19 protein-coding genes and 3 rRNA genes are annotated in these 26,407 nt (G+C 64.3%); 3 read left to right on the forward strand and 19 right to left on the reverse strand.

Going from position 1 to position 26,407, the window contains the following annotated elements:
- Position 1 precedes the first annotated feature (1 nt).
- The 14 genes from ACUWEX_RS09400 to ACUWEX_RS09465 form a co-directional block, all read right to left on the reverse strand.
- Positions 2–1,246: a prephenate dehydrogenase gene (locus ACUWEX_RS09400; protein WP_445996069.1), complete on the reverse strand. Its 1,245-nt coding sequence runs from the start codon at positions 1,244–1,246 to the stop codon at positions 2–4.
- 27 nt (positions 1,247–1,273) lie between these two features.
- Complete coding sequence (locus ACUWEX_RS09405; RefSeq protein ID WP_268794192.1) at positions 1,274–2,089, reverse strand: pseudouridine synthase; 816 nt, start codon at positions 2,087–2,089, stop codon at positions 1,274–1,276.
- Between the two features lie 277 nt (positions 2,090–2,366).
- Positions 2,367–3,089 (reverse strand): SMC-Scp complex subunit ScpB, encoded by a 723-nt coding sequence (gene scpB, locus ACUWEX_RS09410; RefSeq protein WP_445996070.1) that lies wholly within the window; start codon positions 3,087–3,089, stop codon positions 2,367–2,369.
- Positions 3,079–3,891 carry a segregation and condensation protein A gene (locus tag ACUWEX_RS09415; protein WP_445996071.1) on the reverse strand — a complete coding sequence of 271 codons (813 nt, stop codon included), beginning with the start codon at positions 3,889–3,891 and terminating at the stop codon, positions 3,079–3,081. Before ACUWEX_RS09415 ends, scpB begins: the two co-directional genes overlap by 11 nt.
- On the reverse strand, positions 3,875–4,738 hold the full coding sequence (locus ACUWEX_RS09420; RefSeq protein ID WP_077053870.1) for a ParA family protein: 864 nt from the start codon (positions 4,736–4,738) through the stop codon (positions 3,875–3,877). Before ACUWEX_RS09420 ends, ACUWEX_RS09415 begins: the two co-directional genes overlap by 17 nt.
- 261 nt (positions 4,739–4,999) lie before the next feature.
- Positions 5,000–5,905, reverse strand: a complete 906-nt coding sequence (gene xerD / locus ACUWEX_RS09425) for a site-specific tyrosine recombinase XerD (RefSeq protein WP_445996072.1) — start codon at positions 5,903–5,905, stop codon at positions 5,000–5,002.
- Position 5,906: 1 nt separating this feature from the next.
- Positions 5,907–6,632: an NUDIX domain-containing protein gene (locus ACUWEX_RS09430; RefSeq protein ID WP_445996073.1), complete on the reverse strand. Its 726-nt coding sequence runs from the start codon at positions 6,630–6,632 to the stop codon at positions 5,907–5,909.
- Between the two features lie 98 nt (positions 6,633–6,730).
- Positions 6,731–8,452 carry a CTP synthase gene (locus tag ACUWEX_RS09435; protein ID WP_079728006.1) on the reverse strand — a complete coding sequence of 574 codons (1,722 nt, stop codon included), beginning with the start codon at positions 8,450–8,452 and terminating at the stop codon, positions 6,731–6,733.
- Positions 8,453–8,753: 301 nt separating this feature from the next.
- Complete coding sequence (gene recN / locus ACUWEX_RS09440; RefSeq protein WP_445996074.1) at positions 8,754–10,463, reverse strand: DNA repair protein RecN; 1,710 nt, start codon at positions 10,461–10,463, stop codon at positions 8,754–8,756.
- A gap of 1 nt (position 10,464) precedes the next feature.
- Complete coding sequence (locus ACUWEX_RS09445; protein ID WP_079727848.1) at positions 10,465–11,376, reverse strand: NAD kinase; 912 nt, start codon at positions 11,374–11,376, stop codon at positions 10,465–10,467.
- Positions 11,377–11,380: 4 nt separating this feature from the next.
- The gene (locus ACUWEX_RS09450) at positions 11,381–12,202 is read right to left on the reverse strand and encodes a TlyA family RNA methyltransferase (RefSeq protein ID WP_445996075.1); all 822 of its coding nucleotides are present in this window, start codon (positions 12,200–12,202) and stop codon (positions 11,381–11,383) included.
- Positions 12,199–12,366: a hypothetical protein gene (locus tag ACUWEX_RS09455; protein WP_445996076.1), complete on the reverse strand. Its 168-nt coding sequence runs from the start codon at positions 12,364–12,366 to the stop codon at positions 12,199–12,201. Before ACUWEX_RS09455 ends, ACUWEX_RS09450 begins: the two co-directional genes overlap by 4 nt.
- Before the next feature lie 103 nt (positions 12,367–12,469).
- A complete protein-coding gene (locus ACUWEX_RS09460; RefSeq protein ID WP_079727850.1) occupies positions 12,470–13,492 on the reverse strand; it encodes an HAD-IIA family hydrolase in 1,023 nt (340 codons plus the stop codon).
- Positions 13,464–14,747, reverse strand: a complete 1,284-nt coding sequence (locus ACUWEX_RS09465) for a hypothetical protein (protein WP_445996077.1) — start codon at positions 14,745–14,747, stop codon at positions 13,464–13,466. Before ACUWEX_RS09465 ends, ACUWEX_RS09460 begins: the two co-directional genes overlap by 29 nt.
- A gap of 24 nt (positions 14,748–14,771) precedes the next feature.
- On the opposite strand from ACUWEX_RS09465, the gene ACUWEX_RS09470 reads away from it, so the two are divergent.
- Entirely contained in the window at positions 14,772–15,143 is a 372-nt protein-coding gene (locus ACUWEX_RS09470) for a hypothetical protein (RefSeq protein ID WP_445996078.1), read from the forward strand.
- 904 nt (positions 15,144–16,047) lie between these two features.
- Here the strand turns inward: ACUWEX_RS09470 and rrf are convergent.
- The 4 genes from rrf to tyrS all read right to left on the reverse strand — a co-directional run bounded on the left by rrf (position 16,048) and on the right by tyrS (position 23,382).
- Positions 16,048–16,164, reverse strand: a 5S ribosomal RNA gene (gene rrf, locus ACUWEX_RS09475).
- Positions 16,165–16,377: 213 nt separating this feature from the next.
- Positions 16,378–19,500 (reverse strand): 23S ribosomal RNA (locus tag ACUWEX_RS09480).
- A 461-nt stretch (positions 19,501–19,961) separates the two neighbouring features.
- Positions 19,962–21,483 (reverse strand): 16S ribosomal RNA (locus ACUWEX_RS09485).
- The 16S, 23S and 5S rRNA genes sit together here, the layout of an rRNA operon.
- 597 nt (positions 21,484–22,080) lie before the next feature.
- On the reverse strand, positions 22,081–23,382 hold the full coding sequence (gene tyrS, locus ACUWEX_RS09490; RefSeq protein ID WP_445996079.1) for a tyrosine--tRNA ligase: 1,302 nt from the start codon (positions 23,380–23,382) through the stop codon (positions 22,081–22,083).
- Between the two features lie 212 nt (positions 23,383–23,594).
- Between tyrS and ACUWEX_RS09495 the strand changes: the two genes are divergently transcribed.
- Both ACUWEX_RS09495 and ACUWEX_RS09500 read left to right on the forward strand, forming a co-directional pair.
- A complete protein-coding gene (locus ACUWEX_RS09495; RefSeq protein ID WP_079728499.1) occupies positions 23,595–24,209 on the forward strand; it encodes a hypothetical protein in 615 nt (204 codons plus the stop codon).
- A 58-nt stretch (positions 24,210–24,267) separates the two neighbouring features.
- Positions 24,268–24,888, forward strand: coding sequence for a hypothetical protein (locus tag ACUWEX_RS09500; protein ID WP_445996080.1), 621 nt, complete (start codon positions 24,268–24,270; stop codon positions 24,886–24,888).
- Between the two features lie 82 nt (positions 24,889–24,970).
- Here the strand turns inward: ACUWEX_RS09500 and argH are convergent, their stop codons facing one another.
- Positions 24,971–26,407 (reverse strand): argininosuccinate lyase, encoded by a 1,437-nt coding sequence (gene argH, locus ACUWEX_RS09505; protein WP_445996081.1) that lies wholly within the window; start codon positions 26,405–26,407, stop codon positions 24,971–24,973.

The raw sequence follows: 26,407 nt of genomic DNA on the forward strand, positions 1-26,407 counted from the left end.
GTCAGATACTCGCAATCCGCCAGCCGCGCGCTTCCAGATCGCGGATGGTTCGTTCTGTCACTTCGGGGAGCACCGAGATTTCGGCCAGCCCGATCTGGGCGCCGGGAGAGTGCTCCAGGCGCAGGTCTTCGATGTTCACGCCGATCTCGCCGAACTCGGTGAACAGGCGGCCCAGCTGGCCCGGGGTGTCGTCGACCATGACGACGATGCTGTCGAAGCGGCGATCCTGGCCGTGCTTGCCGGGCAGGCGGGCCACACCCGAGTTGCCGGCGGCGATGGTTTCGGCGACGCGGCGGCGCGAGCCGGCGGCATCGGGATGACGCAGCGCCTCGGTCACCTGTTCCAGGTCGTCGGCGAAGGCATCCAGCACGTCGACGACGGGTGCCGCGTTGGCGCCGAGAATCTGCACCCAGAGTTCGGGCGCGCTCGAGGCGATGCGGGTGGTGTCGCGCAGACCCTGTCCGGCCAGGCGCACGGCGGCGTCGGGGGCGTCGCGCAGGCGCGCGGCGAGCAGGCTGGCGACGAGCTGGGGAACGTGCGAGACCAGCCCCACCGAGCGGTCGTGCTCCTCGGGCGTCATCTCGATGGGCGTCGCGCCGAGGTCGAGGGCCAGGCCTTCGACGAGCGCGAGCAGATCGGTGGGCGTCTCGTGGTCGCGGCAAATCACCCAGGGCCGCCCATAGAAGAGGTCGGCGCGGGCCGAGATGGCTCCGCCGCGTTCGCGCCCGGCCATGGGGTGCGAGCCGATGTAGCGCGTGAGGTCGACGCCGCGCGACAGCAGCGTGCGGTAGGGCTCGAGCTTGATGCTCGCGACATCCGTGACGACGGCTTCGGGATGCGCGGCCAGCTCGCGTTCCACGACATCGGCCGTGACATCAGGCGGCACGCACACGACAACGATCGACACGGGCTCGGATGCCGCAGCCGATGCGGATGCCGACGGGTCGATCTCGGTGCTCCCTGCGTCACGACCATTCGAGGCCCCCGGGTCAGCCGTGACCGCTGCGGTCCCGGCCCCGTAGTCCACGGCCAACCGAAGCTGCGACGGCGAGGCGTCATCGAGCTCGACGTCGACACCGTTCGCCCGCAACGCCAAACCGATGCTCGCGCCCAACAGCCCGGCCCCGACGATGCGCACGGGACCGCGCGTGCGCCCCGCCGGTTTCGTCCAGCCGTCGCCGACGAGCGCGATGCCGGTTTCGGCCGTCGCGTTGTCGCGCGCCTGAGCGCTCGAGGTATCGGTCATGGTGTCTCTCAGACTCGGCGACGCGGTCTACTCGTCGGCCGAAGCATCCGTGTTCGCGTCGTCGGTGTTCGCGTCAGCGGCGTCACCGGCGGGTGTGTCCTTCGCCGCCTGCCGCGAAATGGTGAGCAATTCGCTCATCTCTACTTTAGTCAGGTCGCGCATCTGGCCCGGGGCGAGCGTGCCGAGGTGCAGCGGTCCGAAGCGGCGACGCACCAGGTCGATGACCGGATGCCCCACCTCGTCGAGCATGCGGCGCACGATGCGGTTGCGGCCCGAGTGCAGCGTCACTTCGACGAGGCTCGTGCCGTCGGCCGAGGCGTCGAGCAGCCGCGCCTTGTCGGCCGCGATGAAACCGTCCTCGAGGTCGAGGCCCTTGGTCAGGCGCGCGATGGTCTGCGGCGTCATGCGCCCCTCGACCTTGGCGATGTACATCTTGGTCACGCCGAACGATGGGTGCGCGAGCACGTGCGCCATGTCGCCGTCGTTCGTCAGAATCAGCAGGCCGGATGTCTCGGCATCCAGTCGCCCCACATTGAACAGTCGCTCCTCGAACTCGTCGGTGTAGCGGCTCAGGTCCGGGCGTCCGCGCTCGTCGCGCAGCGAGCTGTAGATGCCGACGGGCTTGTTGAGCATGATGTACCGCTTCGAGGTGTCGGCCTGTACAGCCGTGCCGTCGACGAGGATCTCGTCCTTCTCGGGGTCGACGCGGCGTCCGGGCTCGCGCACGACCTCGCCGTTCACGCGCACGCGTCCCGCCGCGATCATGTCCTCCGACACGCGCCGCGACGCGACGCCCGACGACGCCATGACCTTCTGCAGGCGCACACCCGTGTGCTCGACGATGGCGGCCTTGCGCTCGGCGGCCTCGGCGTCGTATTCCTCGTCGTCTTCGTCGTAGTACTCGCCGAAGCTCGACCCGTCGAGCTCGACGTCGACTTCCACGTCCGCATAGTCGCGGGCGTCTCCACGCTCGGCGTCGGTCTGCTCGGCGTCGGTTTGCCCTGCGTCGGTCTGCTCAGCATTCGCGCGCTCGGCGCCCGTCTGCTCGGCGTCTGCGTACGCGGCGTCAGCCTGGTGCGTGTCAGCGCGGCCGGCCGTCTCGTCGTCGGTGCCGTTGTGGTCAGCGAATGTCACTGTCGAACCCTTCTGTTCCGTCGGTGAGCAGCGGCGATATGGGCGGCAGCTCGTCGATCGTGTTGATTCCGAGCTGCTCGAGGAGCAGGTCGGTCGTTCCATAGTTGATGGCACCGGTCTCGCTGTCGGTGAACAGCTCGGTGATGAGCCCACGCCCGGCCAGTGTGCGCACGACCGAGTCGACGTTCACCGCGCGAATGGATGCCACCTGGCTGCGCGTGATCGGCTGGCGATAGGCGATCACGGCCAACGTTTCGAGTGCCGCCTGCGACAACCGCGACGGATTCTGCGTGAGCACGTGATCGGTCACGATGCGGTCGTACTCCTCGCGCACGTAGAGGCGCCAGCCTCCGCCGACCTCGCGCAGCTCGAAGCCGCGCTTCGGCCCGCCCATGAGGCCGTCGTAGTCGCGCACGAGCGCTGCGATCGCCTGCTTCACGGCGCTGACCGGGCGGCCTACGGTGGTCGCCAGAGACACGATGCTCTGCGGCTCGTCGGCGACCATCAGGATGGCTTCGAGCGCCCGCGGCAGATCGGTGACGGGTTCGGGCGCCGACTCGGCCTGCGCTTCGGCAACGTCCGGTTCCTGTGCAGCTCGCGCTTCGGCACCATCCGGCTGCGGCTCGGACTGCCGCTCGGCAATCTCCTCCGACGGCTCGACAACGTCGGGCAGCGCGACATCCGCTGTCACGTCTCGATCAGTTGTCATAGTCGGCTCCCAGATTGGCCAGGTTTGCGTCGCTGAAGTGTTCCGCACTCCAGTGCACGGTCAATTCTCCCAGGGGTTCGATCTGTTCGAAACCGATCGCCGCGCGACGGTACAGCTCGAGCACCGCCAGGAAGCGCGCGATGATGACGCCCTTCTGATCGGCCCCGGCGATGAGTTGCCGAAAAGTCTTCGGTTCTCCGTCGCGCAGCATGGTCACGATGATGGCCGCCTGCTCGCGAATGCTCACGAGTGGCGCGTGCAGGTGGTCGAGGCCGACGGTCGGGATCTCGCGCGGCGCCATGGCCAGAGCCGCGAGGGCCGCGAAGTCGGTGGGTGTGAGGGTCCAGACGAGGTCGGGCGTGCGCGCGCGGTACTTCTCCTCGAGCCGCACGGTGCGGGCGTGCCGGGATGCCTCACGCTGCAGGTTCTCCTGAAACCACTCCGAGGCCTGTTTGAACGCCCGATACTGCAGCAGCCGTGCGAACAGCAGGTCGCGGGCTTCGAGCAGCGCGACATCCTCGGCGTCGACCAGCTCGCCCTGCGGCAACAGCCCCACGACCTTCATGTCGAGCAGCGTTGCGGCGACGACGAGGAATTCGGATGCCTCGTCGAGGTCGCTGTCCGATTCGAGCGCCGACAGATAGGCGATGAACTCGTCGGTCACCTTCGACAGCGAGATCTCGGTGATGTCGAGCTCGTGTTTGGTGATGAGCGACAGCAGCAGGTCGAACGGGCCCTCGAACCCGCTGACGGCTACGCGAAAACCGGTGTCGGCGTCGGCCGCGCTAGGCGACGGCGCCACGGGACACCAGTTCCCGGGCGAGCTGGCGGTAGGCCTTCGCGGCGGGATGTTCGGGCGCGAACTGGGTGATGGGCGTGCCGGCCACCGAGGCGTCGGGGAACTTGACGGTGCGCCCGATCACGGTGTCGAGCACATCGGTGCCGAAGGCGTCGACCACGCGCTCGAGCACCTCGCGCGAGTGCAGCGTGCGGGAGTCGTACATGGTCGCCAGGATGCCGTCGAGTTCGATGGCCGGGTTGAGGCGGTCGCGCACCTTGTCGATGGTCTCGATGAGCAGGGCCACGCCGCGCAGGGCGAAGAATTCGCATTCGAGCGGGATGAGCACGCCGTGGCTCGCGGTGAGCGCGTTGACGGTCAGCAGGCCGAGGGAGGGCTGGCAGTCGATGAGCACGACGTCGTAGTCGCCCGAGACCTTGCGCAGCACGCTGGCGAGGATCTGCTCGCGGGCGACCTCGTTGACGAGGTGCACTTCGGCGGCCGACAGGTCGATGTTGGCGGGGATGATGTCGAGACCGGGGGTCGACGTGCGCTGGATGGCGGCGTTGGGGTCTTTCGCCGAGCCGAGCAGCAGGTCGTAGATCGTGATGGCGTCGTGGGTGTTGACGCCGAGACCGGCGGACAGTGCGCCCTGCGGGTCGAAGTCGATGCACAGCACGCGGCGGCCATAGCCGGCGAGCGCTGCGCCCAGGCTGATGGTGGTCGTCGTCTTGCCGACGCCACCCTTCTGGTTGCACAGCGAGATGATGCGGGCGGGCCCGTGCTGGGCGAGGGGCTGCGGCTCGGCGAACTCTCTCAGCGGCCGTCCGGTCGCGCCGAGCGTCGGGGTCTCGGGCATTCCATCCAGCATCTGAGTCGTGTTCTTCTTCGCCACTGGCTGAGTCCTCGTCTTTCCTCGTTCGTCGGGTCTGTCAGCAGACCGTCCGCCCCCGATTCTAGCGGTCCGGGGAGCTTCTCAGGCGGGGCCACGCCAGTCATCCTGTGGGCCCGCGCCGCGAAGTGCGCCGTCACTCCCCCGAGGCCCGTGTCCGGCAGCTACGACTGGCCGAGTGCCAGGTCGACTCTTCTCGCCTGATGCCAGCGGATGCCGCACCCCGCGCCCGGCCCACCCCTACCGCGCCCGCGGATGCGCCGTGGTGTACATGTCCCGCAGCGTGTCGGCCGTCACGAGCGTGTAGATCTGCGTCGTCGCCACCGAGGAGTGTCCGAGCAGTTCCTGCACGACGCGCACGTCCGCACCGCCCTGCAGCAGGTGCGTCGCGAACGAGTGCCGCAGCGTGTGCGGTGAGACTTCCTCGGTGATGCCGGCACGCTCGGCGGCGCGGCGGATGACGAGCCACGCGTTCTGGCGCGACACCCGCTGTCCGCGCGACCCGAGGAACAGGCCCGGCGTCGCCTGCCCGCGGGCGGAGAAGATCGGACGCGCCCGCACCAGGTAGTCGTCGATCGCCCGACGCGCATAGCTGCCGAGAGGGACGATGCGATCCTTGTCGCCCTTGCCGCGCAGCCGCACGATGTCCTCGTCGAACACGTCGTCCACGTTGAGGCTCACGGCCTCGGTCACGCGCGCACCCGTGGCATAGAGCAGTTCGAGCAGCGCCTTGTCGCGCAGGGCCTGCGGGTCGTCGCCGCCCGTCGCGTCGAGCAGCGCCTGCACCTGTTCGACCGTCAGGGCTTTGGGCAGCCGGCTGGGCAGTTTCGGGGGCGCGAGCCGCTGCGCGGCATCCGTTGTCGTCAGGCCCTCGTCGACCAAGAACTTGTGGAAGCCGCGCACCGACGACAGCTTGCGCGACAACGACGACGAGGCCAGCGGATGCTCCGACGGCGCGGCGAGCTCGGCCGCATACCCAGCGGCCACGGCCTCGGTTGCGGCCTCCGGTTCGGTGACGCCCTTCTCCTCGAGCGCATCGAGGTAGGCACCGAGGTCGCGGCGGTAGGCGGCCACCGTGTTCGGCGACAACCCCCGTTCAATCGAGACGTGCCGCAGATATCGGTCGAGCTCGCGCCGCAGCGTCATCTCACCGATCGTCGCGCTCGGCGTTGACCGCACTGGCACCCGCACTGGCACCCGCACCCGCGAGCTTCGGATGCCGCGTCCACGGCGTCTGCGCATCGGCCAACGTGTCGAGCCCGCGCTCTTTCACGGCCAGCAACGTCAGCACGCCGATCGTCAGCGACGGGTTCTGCACCCGGTGCGCCAGCACGGCATCGACGACCTCCGCGAGCGGAACCCACCGCACCTCGATATCGGCTTCCTCTTCGGTGCGCTCGAACGCCTCCTCCGTGGCCCGCACCCCGCGTGCCAGATAGACCCGGATGACCTCGTCACTCCCCCCGGGCGAGCTCGCGAACTCCGACAGCAGATGCCACTCGGATGCCTCGAGGTCGGCCTCCTCGGCCAGCTCCCGTTGCGCGGCCACGAGCGGGTCCTCGCCCTCGACATCGAGCAGCCCCGCCGGAATCTCCCACTCCCGCACGCGCACGGGGTGCCGGTACTGCTTGATGAGCAGCACCCGGTCTTCGTCGTCGAGCGCGAGCACGGCGACAGCCCCCGTGTGGTCCATGTATTCGCGTGTGATCTGAGAACCCGAGTAGTCGAAGACGTCTCGGCGAATGTTCCACACCTTGCCCGTGAAAACCGTCTCGGACGAGACGATGCTCACGTCGGCGTGGTCGTCGCTCAGGGGCGTCTCGCTGCCCGCATCCGTCGTCACCGGTGCCGTGCCGTGCTGCGTGTCACCCATCGGTCTCCTCGTTCCCTCCGTCGAAGACGCCGCCTGCCCGCCGGCCCCGCGTGGCGGAGGCGTGGCGAGCAGGCGGCGTGTTCTCGTGTGCTTCGAACCTAGTCCTGGTTGACGTCGAACAGCAGGTTCGACTTCTGGCGCTCGAGGGCTGCCTCGACGAGTCCGGCGAACAGCGGGTGCGCGTTGTTGGGGCGCGAGCGCAGCTCGGGGTGCGCCTGGGTGCCCACATAGTAGGGGTGCACTTCGCGCGGCAGCTCGACGAATTCGACGAGGTGACCGTCGGGGCTCGTGCCCGAGAACACCAGGCCGGCGTCTTCGATCTGCTTGCGGTACTGGTTGTTGACCTCGTAGCGGTGGCGGTGGCGTTCGGAGATCTCGGTCGAGCCATAGACGTCGGCGACGATCGAGCCGGCGGTCAGTGCGGCCGGGTAGAGGCCGAGGCGCATGGTGCCGCCCAGGTCGCCGCCCGCGATGATCTCGACCTGCTCGGCCATGGTCGCGATCACGGGGAACTGCGTGTCGGGGTCGAACTCCGACGACGATGCTCCGGCGAGACCGGCCTCGTTGCGGGCGTATTCGATGACCATGCACTGCAGTCCGAGGCAGAGTCCGAGCACCGGGATGCCCTGCTTGCGCGCGAAGTTCAGGGCGCCGAGCTTGCCCTCGATACCGCGAATGCCGAAGCCACCGGGCACGCAGATGCCGTCGACGTCGGCCAGGGCCTTGGCGGCACCATCCGTCGTCTCGCATTCGTCGGACGGGATCCACTGCAGCTTCACCTTGGTGTCGTGCGCGAAACCGCCGGCCTTGAGGGCTTCGGTGACCGAGAGGTAGGCGTCGGGCAGGTCGATGTACTTGCCGACGAGTCCGATGGTGACCTCGTGTTTGGGCTCGTGCACGGCCTTCATGAGGTCGGCCCAGCCGGACCAGTCTACGTTGTTCGTCTGCAGGCCCAGGTGCTCGATGATGTAGCTGTCGAGGTTCTGGTCGTGCAGCATGGTCGGGATGTCATAGATCGAGGGCACGTCGATGGCGTTGACCACGGCGTCCTCGTCGACGTCGCACATGAGCGCGATCTTCTTCTTGTTACTGTCCGAGACGGGGCGGTCGCTGCGCAGCACGAGGGCGTCGGGCTGGATGCCGATTGAGCGCAGGGCGGCAACGGAGTGTTGCGTGGGCTTGGTCTTCTGCTCGCCCGATGCGCCCATGTAGGGCACGAGGGACACGTGCACGAAGAAGCAGTTCGCGCGGCCGAGCTCGTGGCGAATCTGGCGGGCCGATTCGATGAACGGCTGCGACTCGATGTCGCCGACCGTTCCGCCGATCTCGGTGATGATGACGTCGGGCAGCGGTTCTCCGGGTGCGGCGGGCTCGGTGGCCTGCAGCCGCATGCGGCGCTTGATCTCGTCGGTGATGTGCGGGATGACCTGGACGGTGTCGCCGAGGTATTCGCCGCGACGCTCCTTGGCGATGACGGTCGAGTAGATCTGACCGGTCGTCACGTTGGCGGCCTGGTTGAGGTTGATGTCGAGGAAGCGCTCGTAGTGCCCGATGTCGAGGTCCGTTTCGGCGCCATCGTCGGTCACGAACACTTCGCCGTGCTGGAACGGGTTCATCGTTCCCGGGTCGACGTTCAGATAGGGGTCGAGTTTCTGCATGACGACACGCAGCCCCCGCGCCGTGAGCAGGTTGCCGAGACTCGCTGCGGTCAACCCTTTACCCAATGAAGAAACGACACCACCCGTCACGAAAATGTGCTTGGTAATGCCGTTCGATGTGCCCGCGTTAGTTTTATTCACCACGGGCTTCAACAATATCATCGACCGGCCGCCGCCGATACCGCCCACTCCCCCGGTTCGGGTCACGCGGCCTCTTTTGCCGCCGCAAACACCGTCCGCGGCCACGGCTCCGTGCTCCAATCGTCGTTCTGCACGGCGATCTACAGCCTGCAGTCGCCGGTCGCCAGTGCGTTCGGCTGTCGACGGTCGCCGGTGCACTCTGTAGTCGCCGGTGCGTTCTGCGGTCGGCGGTGCAGTCTGCGGTCGGCGGTGCAGTCTGCGGTCGGCGGTCGGCAATCTGCATTCGCCGTTCTGCGTTTCGCGTTCTGCTGTCGCCGGTCCGCTACGCAGTTGCGGAGTGCGCCATCTCGAGAAGCTCTCGCGCGTGCGCGAGTCCGCTTTCGGAGTCGGCGAGCCCGGACAGCAGTCGGGCCATCTCGGCCGCGCGTTCATCGCCGTCGAGCTGACGAACGCTCGACGCCGTCACCGACCCGTCGCTCCCCTTCACGACGCTCAGGTGGTTCTGCGCAAAAGCCGCGACCTGCGCGAGGTGCGTCACGACGATGACCTGCGATGTGCGGGACAGCTCCTGCAACCGCCGCCCGATCTCGATCGCCGCGGCACCGCCCACACCGGCGTCGACTTCGTCGAACACGAATGTCGGCACGGGGTCGGTCCCGGCGATCACGACCTCGAGGGCCAGCATCACGCGCGACAGTTCACCGCCCGACGCACCACGTGCGATGGGTCGCGGCTCGGTGCCCGAGTGCGGCTTCAGGAGAATCGCCACGGCATCCCGCCCGTCAGGGCCGAGCTCGTCGGTGGGGGTCACGTCGACCACGAGCTGCGCCCCCGCCATGGCCAGCGCGCTGAGCTCCTCGCTCACGGCCGTTCCGAGCGCCGCGGCCGCCTCACGCCGCAGCGTGCTGAGTTGGCCGGCCAGGGTGTCGGCGACCTGCTGGTCTTCGGCAATATCGGCGCGCAGCTGTTCGATCCGCTCGTCGTCGCTGTCGAGTTCGAGCAGCCGGGCGCTCCCCGTTTCGAGCAGCGCCAGTGCATCGTCGAGCGACGGCCCGTACTTGCGCACGATGCTGTTCAGTTCGGCGCGCCGTTCTTGGATGATCTCGAGTTCGCGCGCCCCGTCTTCGTCGAGTCCCGCGAGATAGGTGGACAATTCGCCGGCGATCTCGCTCACCTGAAAGCTGATGCCTTCGATCTGGCTGGCGAGGGCCGCGAGCTCGCTGTCGTGGGCGGAGGCGCGTTCCAGTTCGCGGCGCGCGCCGTCGACCAGCGCGATCACGTCGACCGCGTCGATCGTTTCGGCGGACAGGCTCTCTCGAGCGGATGCGGCGGCGATGCGCAGCTCTTCCCGGTTCGTCAGTCGTTCCGCGCGTTCGGTGAGCTGGGCGTCTTCGCCCGGCTGCGGAGCGGCCGCCTCGATCTCGGCGATGGCCCGGCGCAGGTCGTCGGCTTCCCGCTGCCGACGATCGTGTTCTTCGACGATGAGGTCGAGCTCCTGGCGATTCGCGTTCAGCCGTCGATATACGTGTCGGTACTCCTCGAGCACCGTGTGCAGATCAGCCCCGGCATATCGATCGAGGGCGTGCCGCTGTGCCGCCACGGATTTCAGCCGGATCTGTTCGGACTGTCCGTGCACGACCACGAGCTGCGCCCCGACCTCTGCGAGCACGCCGACGGGTGCGCCCTGGCCGCCGACTGTCGCTCGGCTGCGCCCTTCGGCCGACACGCTTCGCCCCAGAAGCAACTCCGCGCGTCCATCGTCGACGTCGTCGAGCTCGCCGCCCGCTTCTCGCACACGTTCGGCGACGGGCCCCGTGGATGCCACGAGCCACCGTCCCTGAGTACTAGCCTGTTTCGCCCCCGACCGCACGACACCGCTGTCGGATCGGTCGCCGAGCAGCAACCCGAGGGCCGTGACGACCATGGTCTTTCCCGCCCCGGTTTCGCCGGTGATGGCCGTGAACCCGGGCCCGAGCGGCAACGTGGCCCGCGCGATGACGCCGAGGTCGCGGATATCGATTTCTTCGATCACGTTAGGCCGGCCCCCGCCATCCGGTCACGGGAAGTTCGAACTTGTTGACGAGTCGATCGGTGAACGGACCCTGGTGCAGCCGGGCCAACCGCACGGGCGTCGACGATCGCCGCACCACGACGCGCGCTCCGGGCGCCAGATCGTGCGTGCGACGCCCATCGCACCACAGCACTCCCGTGCCGTCGGTGCGCTCGAGCAGTTCGATGGCGAGGGGCGAGTCGGGGCCGACCACGATGGGTCGAGCAAAGAGCGCGTGCGCGCTCAGGGGCACGAGTGTGATGGCTTCGACGGTCGGCCACACGATGGGCCCGCCCGCCGAGAACCCGTAGGCGGTTGACCCGGTAGGCGTAGACACGACGACGCCGTCGCAGCCGAAGGAGGACAGAGGCCGCCCGTCTACTTCGATGACAACCTCGAGCATGCGTTCGCGGCTCGCCTTTTCGACGGTCGCTTCGTTGAGCGCCCAACTGCTGTAGACGACCTCGTCGCCGACTTTCACTCGCACGGACAGCGTCATGCGCTCTTCGACGAGGTAGTCGCGGGCCACGGCGCGTTTCACAGCGTCGGCCAAATCATCACGTTCACTCTCGGCCAGGAAGCCGACGTGCCCGAGGTTCACGCCGAGGAGTGGCGCCGAATATCCACGCACGATCTCCGCCGCGCGCAGAATCGTTCCATCGCCACCCAAGACGATGACGAGCTCGAGCTCGGACGGAACGATGTCTTGATCGAGGATCGCCACATATCCCAGGTCGGGCACGCGCTCGAGAATGTCGTCGCGCTCGGCGGCGAACAGGACGGGCGTGATGTCGGCGGCGCGCAACTGGTTGACCACCTGCACGGCGGCGTCGATCGAATCGGCTCGGCCGGTGTGGGACACCACGAGGATGTACCGCTCAGAAGCGTCGGTCACGCGTTCACACTCCTGTCATGGTTGCTATGCGTTCCAACCATTCTGTCGGATTCTGGGCGACAACACCTGAACGACCCGGGGCCTCGACACGGCGCAGCCAGATCAGGTACTCGTGATTGCCGTGGTTGCCGACGAGCGGCGATTCGGCGACGCCCACGGTGCCGAGCCCTTCGTCCCAGGCCGCCCACAGAACATCGCATACGGCGCGTTCACGCAGCGCGGGCCGGTGCACGACACCCTCTCGGATGCTCTCGCGCCCCACTTCGAACTGGGGCTTCACCAGCAACAACAGGTCGGCGTCGGTGCTTGCGCTGCGCACGATCGGGCCGAGCAGATGGGTCAAGGAGATGAAGGACACATCGCCGACCACCACCGAGGGACGGTCACCGTCGGGGGCCATCTTCTCCACGGCCTCGGCCGACAACTCGCGGGCGTTGAATCCCTCGACGACCGTCACTCGCGGGTCGTGCCGAATGGTTTCTGCGAGTTGCCCGTGACCCACGTCGAGCGCAATAACCGATCGCGCTCCGCGCTCGAGTAACACCTGCGTGAAACCGCCTGTGGACGCGCCGACATCTAGGGCGGATCGGCCGGTCACGTCGACACCGAACACGTCCAGAGCGGCGAGCAATTTGTGTGCCGCTCGGCTCACGTAATGATCGAGGCCGTCGACGGTCACGTCATCCGTTTCTGTCACCTTGTGCGAGGCGCGCAGAATGGTGGCACCGCTGACCGAGACGAGCCCGTTTGCGATCACCTGTGCAGCCTGAGTGCGGGACCGCACGAGCCCGCGCGTCACCAGGGCGACATCGAGCCTCTCGCTCATGAGGCTCGCCCGTCGACGGGAGTGTCGCCCCCTTCGAGCACGGCGCGCAGCTCTTCATGCACGGCTGCATAAGCGCCGGCGCGGTCTTCGAGGGGCCGGTCTTCGATCAAACGAAGGCGCGACACGAGTCCATCGTCGTCGCGGGTTTCGTCGGTCTCCATCACACTCTCCAGCGTAGCTCTTCCGCCCCAGCGGGATGCCGCAGCAGCCCGCCTGTGGACAGATTTCAGCTCTCAGCGCTGTGGAGAACGTCGGGCCTCGATTCGGTCAGGCGTACAACCGCTCCGGCACGTTCAGCCCATAGATCGCGCGCCCCGACGACCAGATCGCCTGACACGCGGCGCGCAGCAGATCGATGCCACCATCACCCTCGGCGACGATCACGACGTCGTTGCCCTCGATCGACACGGTCGCCTCCCGCACCGTCGCCGTCCGACCATCCTTCGACAGTCGGGTCTCGGGATAGGGCTCGTGCAGCTGCCGCAAATCTTCGAGGATGTAGGTCGGCCGCGAGAACTTGTCCGCCGCCAGCACATGCTTCGCCTTGTCGATGCCGGTCAAAACGAGCACGGAATCGATCCCCGCCCGGTTCGCCCCCAGGATGTCGGTGTCCAGACGATCGCCGATGAACAACGGCTTGGTCGCCCCGAAACGCGCCTTGGCTTCCTCGAAGATCGGAACCTCTGGCTTGCCGGCCACGACGGCGAGCCGCCCGATGGCCGTGTGCACAGCGGACACGAGCGTCCCATTGCCCGGAGCGATGCCCCGTGCTTGAGGAATCGTCCAGTCCGTATTCGTCGCAATCCACGGCAGGTTGTCGTCCCGTTGCAGGGCGAACGCCGCCTCGGCCAGCTGACTCCAGCCCACCTCGGGCGCGAACCCCTGCATCACGGCGGCGGGCGAATCCTCCGCCGACCGCGTCACGCGATAGCCGGCCTTCTCGATCTCGCGCACGAGACCATCGCCACCCACGACGAGAATGGTCGCGCCGGGCTCGACGGTCCCGGCCAGCAACCGCACGGCCGCCTGAGGGCTCGTCACAATCTCCTCGGGGGCGACGTGCAGCCCCAACTCGTTCAGATGGCCGGCAACGGTCGCATCGGTTCGAGACGCGTTATTCGTGATGTACCCCACGCGCACGCTCTCTGCAGCGCGATTCAAACTCTCCACAGCGTGTGGGATGGCGCCAGCCCCGGCATACACGACCCCGTCGAGGTCGGCCAGCACAACGTCAACCCCATCCAGCGGAGCCCGCACGGCCTTAGTCTTCCTTCTCAGCACGACGCTCATCCTTCTCGCCGACCTCGTCGGCACCGTCGGTTCCGTCAGCCTCCTCGGCACCGTCAGCCACTTCGGCACCGTTCTCGCCGTTCAGCGCTGCGCCGTCATCACCCGCGCTGTTTTCACCCGCATTGTCATCGATGTACGACGCTTCGTTCGCGCTCGGCGCGACAGGCTCCCCTGCCTCTGACAGATCGTCCTCGACGCTCACAGGTGGCACGTCCGCGGACGCTTCAGATGCCCTCCGATGCGCGCTATCCGATTCCTCAGAATCCACACCGTGGTCGTCGACATCCACGCTCGCACCGATGTCGTCGAGGTCGTCGTCGCCTTCAAAGTTGTCGACACCCTCAGCGGCGTCACGATCATGAGCGCCGTCAGCCTCGACAACGCCCCCAACCGGGTCAGCACCGTCAGTCGCGTCGTCAACGTCAACGTCAACGTCGTCAGCCGCGTCAACGTCGTCAGCCGCGTCAACGTCGTCAGCCGCGTCAACGTCGTCAGCCGCGTCAACATCCTCAGCAACGTCAACATCCTCAGCAACGTCAACATCCTCAGCAACGTCAACATCCTCAGCAACGTCAACATCCTCAGCCGCGTCAACGCCTTCGAGTTCTTCTTCGTAGACATCCATCGTCTCGGACTCGAAAACGCCGTTGCGCTCATCAAGCACCTCGGCCGCGACGATCGCGCGCTTCCGCCACACGGCGGCCTCGTCACTTCGCTCGAGCTCGCCGAGAACTTCGGCATAGGCCGCGAATAGCTCCGGGCTCCACTCGAACGCCTTGTTCGGATCGAGCTCGGGAACCTGCAACTCGGCAAGTGCCATATCCGACTGCCCCAGGTCCAGTCGTGCTCCCGACATCGCGATCGACAGGGCGACACGCACGGCCGGCGTCAACGTTGCGCGGTCGACCGTACGCCCCAACTCGAGCGCGCGCTCGGGCCGCCCCACACCACGCTCCGAGTCGACCATCAGGGGCAACTGGTCGTTCGACCCCGTGATGCGGCGATAGGTACGCAGTTCGCGCAATGCGAGAGCGTAATCACCGGTCTCGTATGCCGTGATCGCAAGAGTCTCACGCACGACACCGATACGGCCCGCGCGTCGCGCCGCCGACAACGCATGCTGGTGGGCCCGCGTCGGATCGTCATCGATCAGCGTCGCCGCCATCACCAGGTGTCGTGCAACCCATTCGGCGTTCTCTTTGGTCAGAGTCTTCAATTCGTTTCGAGCAACCCGATCGAGGTCGTCGGGCTTCACACTCTCCGGGATGTCGGGGTCATCGTGCCTCGTACGAACCGAGCGCAGCTCCCGAGCCATTCTCTGCTCTTCAGTCAGCTCTTCTTCCTGGGCACGGGCATCGCGGTCACCGCGGGCGGGGCGTCCGTCGCGCGTCCACAGGGAGTCTTTCCCCCGACCACGATCATCGCGCCCTCGTCCACCATCGCGGTCGCCATAGCTCGGACGATCGGAACGCCGCGCATCGTCGCGCCCGCCGCGGTCGTCGCGTCGCGGGAAACGATCTCCACCGCGCTGCTCTCCGCTTCCGCCACGCGCGCCCCCTCCGAACGAACGCTCGGAGCGCTCCCCGTCGCGTCCACCGCCGAAGGAACGCTGACCGCGGTCGCCGTCCCGTCCACCGCTCGGGCGCGCTGAACGATGACCGTCACGGTCGCCCCCGGAACGCTGCCCGTCGCGCCCGGCGCCGTACGAACGTCCGTCCCGTCCACCGTCACGACTTCCACCGCCGAAGGAACGCTCACCGCGACCGCTGTCGCGCGAGCCTGCGCCGTAGGATCGTTCGCCCCGCTCACCATCACGTGAACCGGATCCGTAGCCCCGACCTGCGCCCTGGGCGCCACGCTCTCCGTAGGAACGATCGCCACCCTGGCCGCCCCGCTCAGGGTAGGAACGCCCGGCCCCGCCGCCGTCACGCCCCCCGTCGTTCGGGCGGCGTGCACCCTGGGCGCCACCACTTCCGCCGTAAGAACGGTTCCCGCTGTTGCCATCGTAGGAACGGCCGCCGCGGTCACCCCCAGACGATCGATCGGATGATCGCGCCCCACCCGCGCCGCCCGAATAACGTTCGTTACGCTCACCGCTTCGACCGGCGCCGTACGGTCGCTCGGATCGCTGCCCGTCGCGCCCGCGTTCAGCGGGCCGATCGGTGCGGCCTCCGTCGCGAGGCGCACCGTAGGAACGGTCGCCGCGCTGACCCTCACGCCCGGCCGAGCCGCTGGAACGTTCGTTGCGTTGGCCGTCGCGGCTAGCGCCGTAACCCCCGCGGGCCGAATTGTTGTCACCGCGGGCTCCATTGCCCGCTCCGTGCCCATCTGACCGACCACCGGCGCTACCGCCTCGACGTTCGCCGCCTGCGCGCCGCTCGCCGTCTCCTCGGTTGGTGCGATCGTTTCGTCGCTCGTTGTCGGTGTTATCGGACATAGCTCTCTCCCGAGGTGGTGTGGTCACTGTTGAGGTGTAAGTACCAGTCTGTCTCATCTGGTGGTGTTAAAGCGAAAATGGCCACCCAAGCGTGTTGGGTGGCCATTTTCAATGTTAAGTCCGGCGGTGTCCTACTCTCCCACAGGGTCCCCCCTGCAGTACCATCGGCGCTGAGAGTCTTAGCTTCCGGGTTCGGAATGTGACCGGGCGTTTCCCTCTCGCTATGGCCGCCGAAACATTAGGGATCATACGATCAGTTCATGTTCCGAAGACTTCACCCCTGGGAACCTGTCACAACACGGGTGTTGTGGGGTTCTGAACGGGTGTAGCTGTTCAGTTATGTTGTGTTGCTTTGTTCTCGACCGTACATCGAGAACCACAGAGTGGACGCGTAGCATCATGTCATTCGATACGAATTTCATGCTTCACCCCTCAAAGGGGGTGGGTGATTATCAAGTTATCGGCTTATTAGTACCGGTCAGCTCCGAGAGTCTTTAGTCCTCTCTTCCACATCCGGCCTATCAACCCAGTCGTCTGGCTGGGAGCCTCTCGCCCGAAGGCATGGAAATCTCATCTTGAGGCCGGCTTCCCGCTTAGATGCTTTCAGCGGTTATCCATCCCGAACGTAGCTAATCAGCGGTGCTCCTGGCGGAACAACTGACACACCAGAGGTTCGTCCAACCCGGTCCTCTCGTACTAGGGTCAGATCCTCTCAAATTTCCTGCGCGCGCAGCGGATAGGGACCGAACTGTCTCACGACGTTCTAAACCCAGCTCGCGTACCGCTTTAATGGGCGAACAGCCCAACCCTTGGGACCTACTCCAGCCCCAGGATGCGACGAGCCGACATCGAGGTGCCAAACCATGCCGTCGATATGGACTCTTGGGCAAGATCAGCCTGTTATCCCCGAGGTACCTTTTATCCGTTGAGCGACAGCGCTTCCACAAGCCACTGCCGGATCACTAGTCCCGACTTTCGTCCCTGCTCGACTTGTCAGTCTCACAGTCAAGCTCCCTTGTGCACTTACACTCGCCACCTGATTGCCAACCAGGTTGAGGGAACCTTTGGGCGCCTCCGTTACTTTTTGGGAGGCAACCGCCCCAGTTAAAACTACCCACCAGGCACTGTCCCTGAACCGGATTACGGTTCGAAGTTAGATATCCAGAGTGACCAGAGTGGTATTTCAACGATGACTCCACGAACACTAGCGTGCCCGCTTCACAGTCTCCCACCTATCCTACACAAGCCACACCGAACACCAATACCAAGCTGTAGTAAAGGTCACGGGGTCTTTCCGTCCTGCTGCGCGTAACGAGCATCTTTACTCGTAGTGCAATTTCGCCGAGTTCGCGGTTGAGACAGCTGGGAAGTCGTTACGCCATTCGTGCAGGTCGGAACTTACCCGACAAGGAATTTCGCTACCTTAGGATGGTTATAGTTACCACCGCCGTTTACTGGGGCTTAAATTCTCAGCTTCGCCTTACGGCTAACCGTTCCTCTTAACCTTCCAGCACCGGGCAGGCGTCAGTCCGTATACATCGTCTTGCGACTTAGCACGGACCTGTGTTTTTAGTAAACAGTCGCTTCCCACTGGTCTCTGCGGCCCTGCAGCGCTTACTGGAGCAAGTCCATTCACGCCTTAGGCCCCCCTTCTCCCGAAGTTACGGGGGCATTTTGCCGAGTTCCTTAACCACGATTCTCTCGATCTCCTTAGTATTCTCTACCTGACCACCTGAGTCGGTTTGGGGTACGGGCAGCTAGAACCTCGCGTCGATGCTTTTCTTGGCAGCATAGGATCATCGGATCATGCCCTTACGGGCTCCCCTTAAGTTCTCAGCCTTCATGAGAGACGGATTTGCCTATCTCTCGGCCTACAACCTTGGCCTAGGACAACCATCGCCTAGGACCGACTACCTTCCTGCGTCACACCTGTTAATACGCTAACCGCACCAGCATAGGGTCGAGCGCTAGGCCTTGACCGTCACCCCGAAGGGATCAGTGACAAGGATTCAGACTCTTAGCATCACTGGATTAGTTTGGGCGGTTCTTCGCCGGTACGGGAATATCAACCCGTTGTCCATCGACTACGCCTGTCGGCCTCGCCTTAGGTCCCGACTTACCCAGGGCGGATTAGCCTGGCCCTGGAACCCTTGGTCTTTCGGAGGACGGGTTTCTCACCCGTCTTTCGCTACTCATGCCTGCATTCTCACTCGTGTGGCGTCCACGGCTGGTTCACACCGCCGCTTCACTCGCCACACGACGCTCTCCTACCCATCCATACGCCTGGACCCACAAGTGGGCCGGGCTAAAATATAAATGCCACAACTTCGGTGGCGTGCTTGAGCCCCGTTACATTGTCGGCGCGGAATCACTTGACCAGTGAGCTATTACGCACTCTTTCAAGGGTGGCTGCTTCTAAGCCAACCTCCTGGTTGTCTGTGCAACTCCACATCCTTTCCCACTTAGCACGCGCTTTGGGACCTTAGTTGGTGGTCTGGGTTGTTTCCCTCTCGACTATGAAGCTTATCCCCCACAGTCTCACTGCTGCGCTCTCACTTACCGGCATTCGGAGTTTGGCTGACGTCAGTAAGCTTTTGGGCCCCATCGGCCATCCAGTAGCTCTACCTCCGGCAAGAAACACGCAACGCTGCACCTAAATGCATTTCGGAGAGAACCAGCTATCACGAAGTTTGATTGGCCTTTCACCCCTATCCACAGCTCATCCCCTCCATTTTCAACTGAAGTGGGTTCGGTCCTCCACGACGTCTTACCGTCGCTTCAACCTGGCCATGGATAGATCACTTCGCTTCGGGTCTAGGACATGCGACTGAATCGCCCTATTCAGACTCGCTTTCGCTACGGCTACCCCACACGGGTTAACCTCGCCACATATCGCTAACTCGCAGGCTCATTCTTCAAAAGGCACGCTGTCACCCCTACAAGGAGGCTCCAACGGTTTGTAAGCAAACGGTTTCAGGTACTATTTCACTCCCCTCCCGGGGTACTTTTCACCTTTCCCTCACGGTACTTGTTCACTATCGGTCATCTGGGAGTATTTAGGCTTATCAGGTGGTCCTGACAGATTCACACGGGATTTCTCGGGCCCCGTGCTACTTGGGATACTCTTCGGGCGATAACTGCATTTCGACTACGGGGTTCGCACCCTCTCTGACTGATCATTCAAAATCATTCGTCTATACAGCGCTCTAACCCTTCTCCATCGGCAGACAGAAAAGAAAAGTCCCACAACCCCGACCATGCAACTCCTGCCGGATATCACACATAATCGGTTTAGCCTGTTCCGGTTTCGCTCGCCACTACTCACGGAATCGCTTTTGCTTTCTCTTCCTGAGGGTACTGAGATGTTTCACTTCCCCCCGTTCCCTCTACCCGCCCTATATATTCAGGCGGGAGTCACCAGGTCACCCAAAGGGCCTGGCGGGGTTTCCCCATTCGGAAATCCTCGGATCACAGCTCGTTTATCAGCTTCCCGAGGCTTATCGCAGATTACTACGTCCTTCTTCGGCTCCAGATGCCAAGGCATCCACCGTTTGCTCTTAGAAACTTGAAATCACATGAGTTCGAATCGAATTTCTCGTAAGAAATTGACCAATGGATCACCAACACCGAAGTGTTGGATAAATCATTGTGTTTATCAAGACACGGAACATAAAGTTCCGCATCTAAGATGCTCGCGTCCACTGTGTAGTTCTCAAAGTACGGGCGGTACCTACCCAACCGGCCAGTAATGCCGATCAACTAGGTCCCAGACCAAAAAGGTCCGTAAGAGTCAGTCCCGCAAATCCCCCTCAATAGGAGGCCTTCACGTTTCTGGTCCCTCAGGACCCAACAGCGTGCATACACCACCACTCCCCTGCCACAACTTTCCAATCTCCCGAAGAAGACGTACTCGCCGTAAACACGTTCACGATGATGTCAATGTCAATGTTCCACCCATGAGCACCACGCGAGAACATTCGTCTCGATCGCGGCTCTGGACACCTCAACGAAGAGGCGCCATATGCTCCTTAGAAAGGAGGTGATCCAGCCGCACCTTCCGGTACGGCTACCTTGTTACGACTTAGTCCTAATTACCGATCCCACCTTAGACAGCTCCTTCCACAAGGGTTAGGCCACTGGCTTCGGGTGTTACCGACTTTCATGACTTGACGGGCGGTGTGTACAAGGCCCGGGAACGTATTCACCGCAGCGTTGCTGATCTGCGATTACTAGCGACTCCGACTTCATGAGGTCGAGTTGCAGACCTCAATCCGAACTGGGACCGACTTTTTGGGATTCGCTCCACCTTGCGGTATTGCAGCCCTTTGTATCGGCCATTGTAGCATGCGTGAAGCCCAAGACATAAGGGGCATGATGATTTGACGTCGTCCCCACCTTCCTCCGAGTTGACCCCGGCAGTATCCCATGAGTTCCCACCATTACGTGCTGGCAACATAGAACGAGGGTTGCGCTCGTTGCGGGACTTAACCCAACATCTCACGACACGAGCTGACGACAACCATGCACCACCTGTATACGAGTGTCCAAAGAGTTGACCATTTCTGGCCCGTTCTCGTATATGTCAAGCCTTGGTAAGGTTCTTCGCGTTGCATCGAATTAATCCGCATGCTCCGCCGCTTGTGCGGGCCCCCGTCAATTCCTTTGAGTTTTAGCCTTGCGGCCGTACTCCCCAGGCGGGGAACTTAATGCGTTAGCTGCGACACGGAGACCGTGGAATGGTCCCCACATCTAGTTCCCAACGTTTACGGGGTGGACTACCAGGGTATCTAAGCCTGTTTGCTCCCCACCCTTTCGCTCCTCAGCGTCAGTTACGGCCCAGAGATCTGCCTTCGCCATCGGTGTTCCTCCTGATATCTGCGCATTCCACCGCTACACCAGGAATTCCAATCTCCCCTACCGCACTCTAGTCTGCCCGTACCCACTGCAGACCCGAGGTTGAGCCTCGGGATTTCACAGCAGACGCGACAAACCGCCTACGAGCTCTTTACGCCCAATAATTCCGGACAACGCTTGCACCCTACGTATTACCGCGGCTGCTGGCACGTAGTTAGCCGGTGCTTTTTCTGCAGGTACCGTCACTTTCGCTTCTTCCCTGCTAAAAGAGGTTTACAACCCGAAGGCCGTCGTCCCTCACGCGGCGTTGCTGCATCAGGCTTTCGCCCATTGTGCAATATTCCCCACTGCTGCCTCCCGTAGGAGTCTGGGCCGTGTCTCAGTCCCAGTGTGGCCGGTCACCCTCTCAGGCCGGCTACCCGTCGTCGCCTTGGTGAGCCATTACCTCACCAACAAGCTGATAGGCCGCGAGTCCATCCTTGACCAAAATTCTTTCCACAACCAGACGATGCCGTCGGTTGTCATATCCGGTATTAGACGCCGTTTCCAGCGCTTATCCCAGAGTCAAGGGCAGGTTACTCACGTGTTACTCACCCGTTCGCCACTAATCCACCCAGCAAGCTGGGCTTCATCGTTCGACTTGCATGTGTTAAGCACGCCGCCAGCGTTCGTCCTGAGCCAGGATCAAACTCTCCGTAAATGTTTATCTGCCAACCACTCCCAAAGAAGCGACGGCACATTCAGATGTGTGAACAGCCACCGGAATAGGCGAACAATCCACACGAGTTCAATCTGACCAAATCCGAATATCAACTGACATTCATTTTCAATCTCAAAGAAATCTCAAACACCCAAAAAATGGATGCCGAGGTTATTTGGCATTTGACATTGTGCACGCTGTTGAGTTCTCAAAGATCAGACGCACCCAACAAACCCACCCGAAGGCTGTTCATCAGGGCAACTTCTCTAACCTACACCACATTTTCAAGAGCTTCTCACGTCTGGCACCGAGGCGCACAAGTGGGAGAAAATAACTCCGGTGGTGGGTTTTCAATCCTAGATCATTACGCTCAGTTGAACAAGTTCAACGTGGTAACTGATTGGGATTGGCCCCCGCTTGAGGCCGGGAAGCTCTTCGGCTCTCCCGCACCTTTGGGGTGACGAGTAGTTACTCTACGCAGGTCCTGGGACCGCCGCAAATTCGGGTTGCATCCCGGGCGTGTCGCCCGTGTTTACGCGGAAACGGCGGATGCCGGCCACCATAGGGGTGACCGGCATCCATTGTTCGTTGTGCGAGTTATTGCTCGAGGAAGATGCCCGCGAGGGTCTTCTTGCCGCGGCGAAGGACCGCCACTCCCCCGGGCAGGGCATCGACGACTATGGCCGAATCATCCGTGACCTTGACGTTGTTGACGTAGACGCCACCTTGGGCGACCGCTCGGCGCGCTTCGCCCAGGCTCGACGTGAGGCCCGTGTCGACGAGGAGTTGGGTGACAGATGACCCCGACGGGACGTTGACGTTCGGGAGTTCTGAAAGGGCGGCGCGCAGGGTGCCCGGGTCGAGGTCTGTCAGATCGGCCTGGCCGAAGAGAGCCTGCGCGGCGAGGATGGCCGAATTCGTAGCATCCACGCCGTGCACGAGGCTCGTGACCTCGAACGCGAGAGTCTTCTGCGCCTCACGCTTGAACGGCTCCTGTTCGACCGAGGCCTGGAGCGCTTCGATCTCGGCGCGCGTGAGGAAAGTGAAGACCTTGAGGCGCTCGATGACATCGGCATCGTCCGTGTTCACCCAGAACTGGTAGAACGCGTACGGGCTCGTCATCTCGGGGTTGAGCCAGATGGCGTTACCCTCGCTCTTGCCGAACTTCGTCCCATCGGAGTTGGTGATCAGCGGTGTGCCGATCGCATGCACCATGGCTCGCTCGACCCGGTGGATGAGGTCCGTGCCACTCGTGAGGTTGCCCCACTGGTCACTGCCACCGGTCTGCAACACACACTGCCGTGTGCGGAAGAGTTCGAGGTAGTCGAGCCCCTGCAAGATCTGGTAGCTGAACTCCGCGTAGCTGATGCCGTTCTCGGAATTGAGCCGCGCGCTCACGGCATCCTTTTTGATCATCGTGCCCACGCGATAGTGCTTGCCGATCTCGCGAAGGAACTCGATGGCCGTGAGGGGCGCGGTCCAGTCGAGGTTGTTGACGAGGCTCGCGGCGTTGTCACCCTCGAAGCTGAGGTAGGTCGACACCTGCTTCTGCAGATCGCTCACCCAGCCGGCGACCACCTCGGGGGTGTTGAGCGTGCGCTCGGCCGTGGGACGAGGATCGCCGATGAGACCCGTCGACCCACCGACGAGACCGAGTGGGCGGTGGCCGGCGAGCTGCAGGCGCCGCATGAGAAGCAGCTGGACCAGGTTGCCGAGATGAAGACTCGGAGCGGTGGGGTCGAAACCGCAGTAGTACGTGATCGACTCTCCTCCGAGGAGGGCGCGGAGCTGCTCCTGGTCGGTGGACACGTGGACGAGGCCTCGCCAGAGGATCTCATCCCACACATTGTCGAAAGTCGGGTCGTTTGCGGGGGTTCGTTGCAGGTCGGGCACGGGCATAAGGCTATCAGCGCGGCTGCGTGGGGATAGGGAAGCAGCCCCGATCGGCGTTCCGCGTTCGATGAGGCGAGATGACATCACTACCGGGGGCAGGGACGGCTGCCTGCTCAATATCCAGTGGTGCCGCTGACTCTGGGGTTTTGGGTATTTGCTTGATGTTGTTTTGTTGAGTGTTTGGGCTTATGTTGGGGGAATTGAGGGTGGGAGTGAAGATGTTTGTGGTGACCGTAGATCAGGTACAGAGTCGAACGCACGATGATCTCGTCGCCCGAGCGGTGCGCGAGGTGACCGCGAAACATGGGGAGACCCTCGTGCTGCCGGCTGAACGAACTGCGGGCGACGAGTTCCAGGTCGCCGTCGACGACGCCGCGGTCGTACTCGACATCGTGCTGGGGCTGACACGAGCAGCCTGGTGGAGTGTGGGTGTCGGGGTCGGTGGGGTGCGACATCCACTGCCGGCGTCGACCCGGGAAGCCACGGGAGACGCGTACTACGCAGCCCGGACCGCGGTCGATCGAGCGAAGAAGGCGCCGACACGATTCGCGCTCCAGACAGGTGCCGACGAGGGCGAAGCAGCCGACCTGGCGCGCGATTGCGAGGCGCTGATCGACCTGCTGCTGTCGCTGCGGGAACGACGCACCGACGGCGGATGGGAAATCGCCGACCTCTTGGCGGGCGGGATGAGCCAGAAGCAGGCCGCCGAGGCGCTGGGGATCACGGCATCCGCGGCCAGCCTGCGCATCAAAGCTGCCGGAATACGGCTCGAAGAACGCTCGGTGGTGGCGTTGCGGCGCCTGCTGGAGCGACTGGGGACACTCGCGGCTTGAGCATCCGTGTCAGTGGTTTCCGATGGAATGACGGGTACCGACGCGGGAGGATGAACGCATGAACCAGAACGAGCTGTACGGAGCGATCACCGTGTCGAGCATCGCCCTGTTGATTGGGGTCGCCGCGCTCGTGTGCGCCATCATCGCGAGCAGGCCCGGGCGGCATCTCGTGGTCATCGCCAGCGCGGTGCTCGTCGTCGCCGAGATCGTCCTGCTGCTCGTGCCGCTGCCGCCGTTGCTCGACGGAGTGGGTTTCGTGCTCGCGCTCCTGGGTGTTGCCATCGCGGTCGTGGGTGGCGGGCCGGCCGTCGTCGCCGTGCTCGATCTGGCCACGCGGGGGTCGGTTCCGGATGGGGACCACGGCGGCATCATGGTCGGGGCGAAGGCCGGAGCCGGAGCGAGCGAGTCACCCGCGGATGCGTCAGGCACGGGGCGCGATGGGAAGCCTCTGGAAGTGCTGAGGGGTGGCGCGACGATCGGATATCTGGAGCGCGTGGCCGTTGCGGCGTCGCTGCTCGCCGGATACCCCGAAGGGCTCGCCGTGGTCGTGGCGATCAAGGGTGTCGGCCGGTTCACCGAGCTGTCCGAGCCGGAGACGCGGGAACGGTTCATCATCGGCACGTTCGCCAGCCTCGTGTGGGCGAGTGCGGGCGCGGCGATCGCGTTGCTGGCGCGCTGAGAACAACCGAAGACCACCGCGACAGGGGCGGCTCGACGGAGATCGGGCCGCCCCTGTTGGCGAGTGCTGCGGAGCGCGTGCGTCAGGCGAAGAGACCCGACGCGAGTTCGGCGACGCGCTTCGTGAGGGCCTGGTGCTGCTCAGCAACACGCACGGGAGCCGTGCCGCCGGTGCCGATGCGGCTCGAGACCGAGCCCTCGACCGTCAGGACCTCGCGCACCGCGGGCGTCAAATGCGGCGACACCTGGGCGAGTTCCTCGTCGGACGGGTCAGCGAGATCGAGACCGCGTTCTTCGCAGAAGCGCACCAGGGCGCCGCTGATCTCGTGGGCCTCACGGAACACCACGCCCTGCTTGACGAGCCACTCCGCGACATCCGTTGCCAGGGAGAAGCCCTGAGGGGCGAGCTCGGCCATGCGGTCGGTGTGGAACGTGAGCGTTGCCACCATGCCCGTGAAGGCCGGGAGGAGGACCGTGAGCGTTTCGGCGGAATCGAAGACGGGCTCTTTGTCCTCTTGCAGGTCACGGTTGTAGGCGAGCGGCAGACCCTTGAGCGTGGCGAGCAGACCGGACAGGTTGCCGATGAGGCGACCCGACTTGCCCCGCGCCAACTCGGCGATGTCGGGGTTCTTCTTCTGCGGCATGATGCTCGAACCCGTCGAGTAGCCGTCGTCGAGCGTGACGAAACCGAACTCGCGCGTGTTCCACAGGATGATCTCTTCGGCAAAACGCGAGAGGTTCACCCCGATGAGCGAGGCGATGAAGGCGAACTCGGCCACCACATCGCGCGCCGCCGTTGCGTCGATCGAATTCTCGAGCGCGCCCGAGAGGCCGAGCTCGCGGGCGACGAGCGACGGATCGAGACCGAGCGAGCTGCCGGCGAGGGCCCCCGCGCCGTAAGGCGAGACCTTGGCACGCTTCGACCACTCCCCCAGGCGCTCGAGGTCGCGGACCAGCGGCCAGGCATGCGCGAGGAGGTGGTGCGACAGGAGAACGGGCTGAGCGTGCTGGAGATGCGTGCGCCCCGGCATGACGGCGCCGTGATGAGCATCCGCCTGCGCCGCGATGGCATCGATCAGCTGGATGACGCCGTGTGCGATAGCGCCCGCCTGATCGAGCAGGTACAGGCGCACGAGCGTGGCGATCTGATCGTTGCGACTGCGGCCGGCGCGGAGTTTGCCGCCCAGCTCGGGGCCGGCGACCTGGATGAGGCCCCGCTCGAGCGCACCGTGCACGTCTTCGTCCGCCTCGACGGCCTGGAAGCTGCCGTCGGCGACGTCTGCGGCGAGCGCGTCGAGGGCGTGGTGCATGCGCTCGAGTTCATCCGCGGTCAGATAACCGGCGGCGTGCAATGCCGTGGCGTGCGCCTTCGAACCGGCGATGTCGTAGGGCGCCAGGATCCAGTCGAACTGCGTGGACTTGCTGAGCGCTTGCAGGGCCGGGGACGGGCCACCCGCGAAGCGGCCACCCCAGAGGGATCCGCTCGGGGTGGCCCCACCCGACGTGTTGTCGACGGCCAT

It is taken from the genome of Okibacterium fritillariae (assembly GCF_052783725.1).